We start from the raw sequence: 8,340 nt of genomic DNA, 5'->3' as shown, positions 1-8,340 counted from the left end.
CCGTATTTTATAATTCCTGACTCTAACATCTCACGAAGTAAGTCATTTCCTTCACGTGTTCTTTCTCCTACCCCTGCGAATACAGAAAGTCCACCGTGACCTTTTGCGATATTGTTGATCAACTCTTGAATCAATACTGTTTTACCAACACCTGCACCACCGAACAATCCAATTTTACCCCCTTTTGCGTAAGGCTCAATCAAATCAATTACTTTAATACCTGTGAATAAAACTTCTGATGAAGTTGATAAATCTTCAAATTTAGGTGCTTGTCTGTGAATAGACAAACCGTTTTCTCCTGTTTTTGGCAAGTTTCCTAAACCATCAATTGCATCTCCAATTACATTAAATAATCTTCCATACACGTCTGGTCCGATTGGCATTTGGATAGGATTTCCTGTTCCAACTACTTCGTATCCTCTTGACAAACCATCTGTCGAGTCCATAGAAATGGTACGAACGGTGTTTTCTCCAATGTGAGATTGTACTTCAAGAACTAACAATGTTCCGTCTTTTTTAGTGATTTCTAACGAATCATAAATTTTTGGAAGTTCAACATCTTTACCGTTGAAAACCACATCGACTACAGGACCAATGATTTGCGCAACTTTTCCTATTACTTTTGACATTACTTATGTATTTATTAAATAGCTAATTAGGTTTATGAATACAAACAATCAATTTCTATCGATTGGGTGCTTTTTTCAGAGTGCAAAGATAATTTTTTAAAACAAAAAATCAATAATTTTTTATATAAATAACTTCATTTTTTTGAGTAATCGTTTGTCACACTATAAAATTCAAAGAATTTACCAAAAAAAACGAAACCTCCTTTTCTCATAAACAAGTGATTTTTGCTTAGTTTTATAAATAAATGGTTATGGCTTAATAGTAAATGAGGCAAAAATCTGTCTCCCAATGGCACCTGCTCCTAATACTTGTGTGTATTCTTTTCCACCTAAATTTGCGGCTCCAATTTTGATTACAGATTTAATTGATGGAAAATCATAATTTACTTGAGCATCAATTACAGTTGCAGAAGCTATTAGACCATCAGCCATTGTAGATTCCCACATATATTCAGTGTACCATCTACCACTTATATTAAAACCAAAGTTTTTAAACATTTTATCATTCCCCAATGATAATTTTACACGATGTTTTGGCGTATTAAAACTTGTTTCAAAATCTGGATCTTTATCTTGGTCATAATCCAGTTGCGCATAATTGTAACTCAATCCAATATCATAATTTTCAAAGAATTTTTTTGATAGACCAATGCCAATTCCTAATGAATTAATTTCTAAAGGTGTATTTGTGTATAGTTGATATATTCTATAATTACTATTTTGAAGGGCATGTAGCGATTGTGTTCCTAGGTCAGTTGCGCCACCAGCAGAGTTTGGTGAATCTTGAGCCTCTCCGTAATACGTTGCAAAAACCGTTTTGTTCCCTATAAAATTATTGTACACATTATAATATCCGTTTATGTCAATAGTTATCTTATTTATTTGAGAACGGTAGCCTAACTCAAATGCTTTGACTTCTTCTGGCTTAACTAAATCCACATTTGTTTTTTTTAATAATGTAGGGTCTCCAGTTGCCAATAAACCAACTACAGACTCTTTTGTATATGAATTATTGTAGGCGTTTGACCCTGTTAAAGTCGCCGTAGTGCCTCCAGCAAAAGATATTCCTGTAGGAGTCGCTACATTAAATGTTTCTGTAAATCTTGATAAATTATCAGGTGCTGAACCTACTAGTGCTGCATAACCTACATTAAAACCTATATATTGATCTTGTGTTGTTGGGTTTCTAAATCCAGTTTGAAAGGAGGCTCTGAAATTATGTTGCCTGTTTTCTCCAGCTGAATACCCTAAAGAAACTCTTGGTGAATAATTACCCTTGAAGTTTTGTGCTTTATCATAACGAATAGAACCTGTAAACTTTAATCTGTCATCTAAGATTTTTTTCTGTAATTGAGTATAAAGACCATATTCATTATAATTGATTGGACTGTTTGCATCTGTGTAAATTCTGCCATGTGAGTTTAACTGATATTCTCTATAAGAGCCTCCAACTTGAATTTCTCCGAATTTAATTAGGTCTTTAAGGTTATAATTAATATCTGAATGGTATATTTTAGAATTGTCCACTAATTTTGAACCTGTTAAAGAACTTGCGTCAGCAATAACGGTGTTAAATGCATTTTGAAAAGCTGTTGTTCCTGGAATTAATCTACCAACATCTGCTTTTGCTCTTGCAAAATCATTAGATCCTGCTACGTTTCCAAACAAAGGACTTGCTGGATTATTATATGCCCCCGCATAACTAGCGGCATATGTTCCATACCAAGTAGGATCTGATTTCCAAATTTCATTAATATGTGTTCCAGTGAAATTCATATCATATGATTTTCCACCGTCCTCAGAGGTTGTATAGCCTCTCACAAAAAAATTATTCCCTTTTATTTCTAATTTATGTTGCTGTATGAAAAAATTGTTTAAATAATAACGATTAGCCCCTTGGTAGATAGCATTACCTAGGCCAAACTTACTTTGCCAAATAACCTCAACTCTTTCGTCTCCCAAGGGTCTAAAATGTAAAGAAAAATCAACTTTAGTGTTTGCCGCTTTATTATTTGTTAGATCAACTTCATTGTATCCTGTTCTTGTTACATAATCATTAGGTAAAGATGTTGCCCACGCGGCAGGCAAACCATTAGTAGCCCAACTTCCATTGGCAACCATACTCTGTCCCACTTGATTTAAGGTGTATATTTTAGCTTCATCTCCATATACATTCATCCCGTCATAACTATTATTACTTCTAGTTATTCCTTGTCCTTGGCGTGTTCTGTCATCATAATTGGTAGCATACCAATCAGTACCCTCCATGAAAGTCATGTTTACTTTAGCAGCAAAATGTTTGTCAAATGCATGTGCCATCCTAATTCCGAAATCATAAAATCCATTATTTCCTGCTGCTTTCTGACTTGTTTGACCGTATTTTAAATAGGTTGAGATTCCTTGATAGTCAAATGGGTTTTTACTATTCATAAACATAATGCCATTAAAAGCATTGGCACCATACAATGCGGAGGAAGCACCTGGTAATAATTCCACACTTTGGACATCAATTTCAGAAATCCCTATCATATTCCCTAATACAAAGTTTAACAAAGGAGAAGAATTATCCATTCCGTCTACTAATTGCATAAACCGAGTATTTGCTACTGTAGCAAATCCACGAGTATTTATGGATTTAAAAGTTAAACTACTGGTATTCATTTGTACTTCTTTCATGTTTTCAAGTCCATCGTAAAAACTTGGAGAAGCAGTTTTTTTTATATCTCTTAAGCTCATACGCTCTATTGTAACTGGAGATTCAAAAATCCGTTCCGGAGTTCTGGAAGCAGAAATAACAATTTCATTTAGTATAGTTTCTTCTTCATTTAATACGATATTAATTTTTTGATTTTTTGAAATAACATTTACTCTTTGTGATTCATATCCTATACAGGATAAAGAAAGAGTCCACGGAAAATTTTTTGAAGATCTGATGATAAATTTTCCGTCACTATCCGTTACTGTTCCTGAATTATCGCCTTCAACACTAATATTTACACCTAGAACGGGTTCGTTGTTTATGTTTATAACCGAACCGTTTATTGAATTTTGAGCAGTAATTACGCAACAAAATAACAGCAATAAAAAAAATAAGTAATTTTTCATGGGAACGAATTTTTTGATTATACCCCTCTAATATAAGGATTTTAGAAATAATTAACAATAAAATACCTCGTTTGTTGTCAGATAACATATAATTTTGACAATTAAAAAGCTATTATTGTTATTTATTTTCATCTAAAAACCAACGTTTTAGTTAAATTGTTATCAAGATACTATGCGTGCATATTAAATTGTTATGAAAATTATATTATTGATAAAAATGTGGTGTAACAATAGAGCATAAAAAAAACGAGAAATTTCTCGTTTTTTTTATGCTCTATTATATTTTTATTATTCGACTGTAACGGATTTTGCCAAATTACGTGGTTGATCAACATTACATTCTCTTAAAACTGCAATATGGTAGGATAATAATTGCAATGGAATAGTTGTAATTAGCGGAGATAATGCATCAGAAGTTTCAGGAATCTCAATTACATAATCAGCTAATTTCCTAACCTCAGTATCTCCCTTGGTTACAATAGCAATAATTCTTCCACTTCTAGATTTAATTTCTTGAATATTACTAACAATTTTATCGTAATGTCCTTGTATCGGAGCAACTACAATAACAGGCATATGCTCATCAATTAATGCTATAGGTCCATGTTTCATTTCTGCAGCGGGATACCCTTCTGCATGAATGTATGATATCTCTTTTAATTTTAAAGCTCCTTCAAGTGCTACTGGGAAATTATAACCTCTTCCAAGATACAAGCAATTTGAAACGTCTTTAAACGTTGCTGCAATTTCTTTAGCGACATCATTTGTTAATAATGCTTCTTGAACTTTTTCAGGAATTAATTCTAGTTCTAATAAATAACGATGAAAATCTGAATGAGATAATGTTCCTTTAGCTTTAGCCAAACGAAGTGCAATCATCGTCAAAACTGTAATTTGAGTAGTAAAAGCTTTAGTAGATGCTACTCCAATTTCTGGTCCTGCATGGGTATATGCTCCAGCATGTGTTTCTCTGGAAATAGATGAACCTACTACATTACAAACTCCAAATACAAAAGCACCCGCTTCTTTTGCTAGTTTAATTGCAGCCATTGTATCTGCTGTTTCTCCCGATTGTGAAATAGCGATAACAACGTCATCAGTATTGATAATTGGATTACGGTATCTGAATTCTGAAGCGTATTCTACTTCTACAGATATGCGAGCAAATTCCTCAAAAATATATTCTGCAACTAATCCTGCATGCCATGAAGTTCCACAGGCTATAATGATAATTCGTTTTGCATTTAGAAAACGCTCTAAATTATCCTCGATACCAGCCATCTGAATCAAGCCTTTGTCGGCATGTAATCTTCCTCTGTAAGTATCTTTGATTACATTAGGCTGTTCAAAGATTTCTTTCATCATGAAATGATCATAACCACCTTTTTCAATTTGTTCCAAATTCATTTGCAATTCTTGAATGTAAGGGTCTACAGTAGAATCATCTTGAATTTTTTTAACTTTTAATGGTTTGTCTTTTCTAATAATTGCAATTTCGCCATCTTCTAAATAAACAGCGTTTGAAGTGTATTCAATAAATGGTGATGCATCAGAGGCAATAAAATACTCTCCTTCACCTACACCAATTGCTAAAGGGCTTCCTAAACGAGCAACTACAATTTCAGTAGGTTTCTTTTTGTCAAATACAGCAATTGCATAAGCACCTACCACTTGATTAAGGGCTACTTGAACTGCTTTTCCTAATTTTAACTTTTCATTTTTTTGAATTTCTTCAATTAAATTTACTAATACTTCGGTATCAGTATCAGACTTAAAAGTATATCCTCTATTGATTAATTCTTCTTTTAAAGGAGCATAATTTTCGATAATACCATTGTGTATAACAACTAAATCACCAGAATTAGATATATGCGGGTGAGAGTTCACATCATTTGGCACACCATGTGTAGCCCAACGTGTATGTCCCATACCAATAGAACCTTTACTATTACATTCAGTATCTGCTTTTTCTTCAAGATCAGCTACTTTTCCTTTTGTTTTACAAAGTGATATCGTTTCACCATCATAGGTCATTACACCTGCGCTATCATATCCTCTATATTCTAATCTTTTTAACCCTTTTATTACAATTGGGTACGCTTCTCTATGGCCTATATATCCAACAATTCCACACATATATATCTAGATTAATTTGGTTTAGTATAATAAATTTCTAATTTCAAACGCTTGTCATAATTAGGATCACTTTCAGGAATGTTGTTTCCAAATAAAATGGTACCTAATGGATTCATTACAGAAGCTTGTGGAGCCTCAGTAATATTTGTAATTAGTGATCCTGGTTTTAATTTAACTGAAGTGCTATTTGTAATAGCTTCGGTCACAACAAGTCCTAATTTGATATTAATCGAGTCCTTCTGAATTAAATTTCGAACGTGATTAGTAATTCTAAATTTATAATAACTATTTCCTGATGCATCTTTTGTTAATAAACCTCCGTAAACGGTTTTACCGTTCTTAGCAGTAGTACCAGTTGATGAATCGTAATAATCAACAATTGGTCTGTTGTTATTTAGATCATATAAATAAAGACGTTGCGGTTCGTAGATTCCAGTAAATGTAGTTTTATCCACATGAAAAATCAAATTAGCTTCGTTAATTAACCATCCTTTGTTTTTTAAAGATTCTAATTCTCCATTTCCTAAAATATCCAAAATAGCTATTGACCCCTCGCCTCCTTTTACATAAAGTTTGCTATCTCCTGTTGTACTATTAGCTGAACTAGTAGCATTAGCATATCCTGTTTTTGTATCTGTTTGTTCTAGTAAACTAACTGTGTTTCCTATTAAATTAAGTACGATTGATCTATCAACTAGTGTAGCGTCAGTTGCAGAGGTCTCATCTTTATACTTAATAGTTATCGTTCCTCCAGCAAAATTCATCATTGCTAAGTTTGTTGGATATGCACCTGATTTTTCAACTTGAAAATACAGACCTCTATAATAATCTTTAAAGACATCATTGGAAATTAACTTTCCCGAAGCCACTGCATTAATAATATCCGTTTTAAAATCAACTTTATTTAAATTCAAACGCATCGCTGGAGGAGCATAGGTAGTAGTCGTCACACCATCAACAGTAGTTGTTGTTGCTTCCTCACTATTATCAAAGAAAAATTCATCATTTTGACTTGTTGAAGAATCATTATTCAATCGATTGCCGATTTTAACATTATTGAAAATTGTATTTTGATCTGTATAATAATTTTGAGCATTAACAAATCCTCCTGTTGGATCCAAACTCCTTAAATAATATCCTGAACGAAAGACACTTAACTTTATCTTAGCACCATTAACACTGCCACCATAAATAGAGTCCAAAACATAAGTATGACTCCCATCAGTATTAATAACAGTTTGAGTTGCATCAACAAAATAAGGTATCGAAAGCACAACACTCTCCACTATAACATTTGTTGGGTTAATAACGACAGGGTTCACTGACGCTAAAGTCAATTGAGTTACAAAATTAGCTGTAGTTGTTCCAAAATCTGGATCTTCATAAATACCTAATGGATTTACCGTTTGATTATTGGATTGAATAGCACTTATTTTTTGATTGTATACGATAGCAGTACCTGAATACTTTTCAAAAGTAAAATGATTTCCTCCTATCAAGTCATCTCCAATGGAATTATAATCTTTATCACAAGAACACAAAAGAATAACACTACAAATAAAAAGGACTCTCTTGAAAAAAGAATTATTACGCATATTTTGGTATAAAAAGTTTAATTATAGAATTTCATTATTGTAAAAATTACTATACGCTTCCGCAAAAGTATCTTTAGGGACGAAAGGTAAAAAAGGTTTACCTGAAGATTCTATAAATTTTGTTAAACTTGGAGAAAGACTATCTGATGCTATTATGATACCATCAGAATGTTTAATGGTTGCTTTTATAATATTTTCATAATCGGGTGTGCTTAGATCTGAAACAGATTCGGCTGGAACACCATCCAATTGAACTTTATTAATCATTTCAGGATCTAATGTTCCATCAAATGATTGACTATAAACAGAAGTTACTATTTTAGTATCTGAAAATAAAGCTTCATTTTTATAAAAATGCTTCATATATATAGGCAACATTGCTGCCATCCATCCGTGAACATGTATAATATCAGGAACCCAATTTAACTTTTTAACAGTTTCAACCACACCTTTAGCAAAGAAAATAGCACGTTCGTCATTATCAGGATACATCACGCCATCTTCATCAGCAAAAGTTGCTTTTCTTTTAAAATACTCGTCATTATCGATAAAATAAACTTGTATTCTTTCTTTTGGAATAGAGGCAACTTTGATAATCAATGGCATATCTAGGTCATTTACCACTAAATTCATTCCAGAAAGCCTAATTACTTCATGTAATTGATGTCTTCTTTCATTAATATTTCCGTATCTAGGCATAAAAATCCTGATTTGTCCACCTTGATCATTTACCATCTTCGGAACATCGTAAGACATCAAAGAAACTTCATTTTCAGCAAGATAAGGCACCACTTCAGATGATACATATAATATCCTCTTGTCTTTCATATTGTAATTTGCTTTATTTATTGGCAATAAAAACCATGCAAAATTAC

General features: G+C 32.6%; 4 protein-coding genes and 1 pseudogene. All 5 read right to left on the bottom strand.

Annotated elements, in window-relative coordinates; all coding sequences use genetic code 11:
- Positions 1 to 629, bottom strand: a pseudogene (locus tag WBQ70_RS09580) (F0F1 ATP synthase subunit beta); the annotation flags it as partial.
- 249 nt (positions 630 to 878) lie between these two features.
- Positions 879 to 3,734, bottom strand: coding sequence for a TonB-dependent receptor domain-containing protein (locus WBQ70_RS09575; protein ID WP_423913391.1), 2,856 nt, complete (start codon positions 3,732 to 3,734; stop codon positions 879 to 881).
- A 288-nt stretch (positions 3,735 to 4,022) separates the two neighbouring features.
- Complete coding sequence (gene glmS, locus WBQ70_RS09570) at positions 4,023 to 5,870, bottom strand: glutamine--fructose-6-phosphate transaminase (isomerizing) (protein ID WP_423913389.1); 1,848 nt, start codon at positions 5,868 to 5,870, stop codon at positions 4,023 to 4,025.
- An 11-nt stretch (positions 5,871 to 5,881) separates the two neighbouring features.
- Positions 5,882 to 7,465, bottom strand: a complete 1,584-nt coding sequence (locus WBQ70_RS09565; protein WP_423913386.1) for a DUF4270 domain-containing protein — start codon at positions 7,463 to 7,465, stop codon at positions 5,882 to 5,884.
- 21 nt (positions 7,466 to 7,486) lie between these two features.
- Complete coding sequence (locus WBQ70_RS09560; protein ID WP_423913394.1) at positions 7,487 to 8,293, bottom strand: glycogen/starch synthase; 807 nt, start codon at positions 8,291 to 8,293, stop codon at positions 7,487 to 7,489.
- Between the last annotated feature and the right edge of the window lie 47 nt (positions 8,294 to 8,340).

The organism is Flavobacterium sp., assembly GCF_049590715.1.
GTDB lineage: Bacteria > Bacteroidota > Bacteroidia > Flavobacteriales > Flavobacteriaceae > Flavobacterium.
Note: the sequence above shows the minus strand (reverse complement) of the source record. Positions and strands in the feature narration are given on the sequence as shown.

Bases quoted from the DNA above. Each gene is read 5' to 3' on its own strand.
- WBQ70_RS09565 (WP_423913386.1), bottom strand. From the start codon at position 7,465: ATGCGTAATAATTCTTTTTTCAAGAGAGTCCTTTTTATTTGTAGTGTT.
- WBQ70_RS09560 (WP_423913394.1), bottom strand. From the start codon at position 8,293: ATGAAAGACAAGAGGATATTATATGTATCATCTGAAGTGGTGCCTTAT.
- glmS (WP_423913389.1), bottom strand. From the start codon at position 5,870: ATGTGTGGAATTGTTGGATATATAGGCCATAGAGAAGCGTACCCAATT.
- WBQ70_RS09575 (WP_423913391.1), bottom strand. From the start codon at position 3,734: ATGAAAAATTACTTATTTTTTTTATTGCTGTTATTTTGTTGCGTAATT.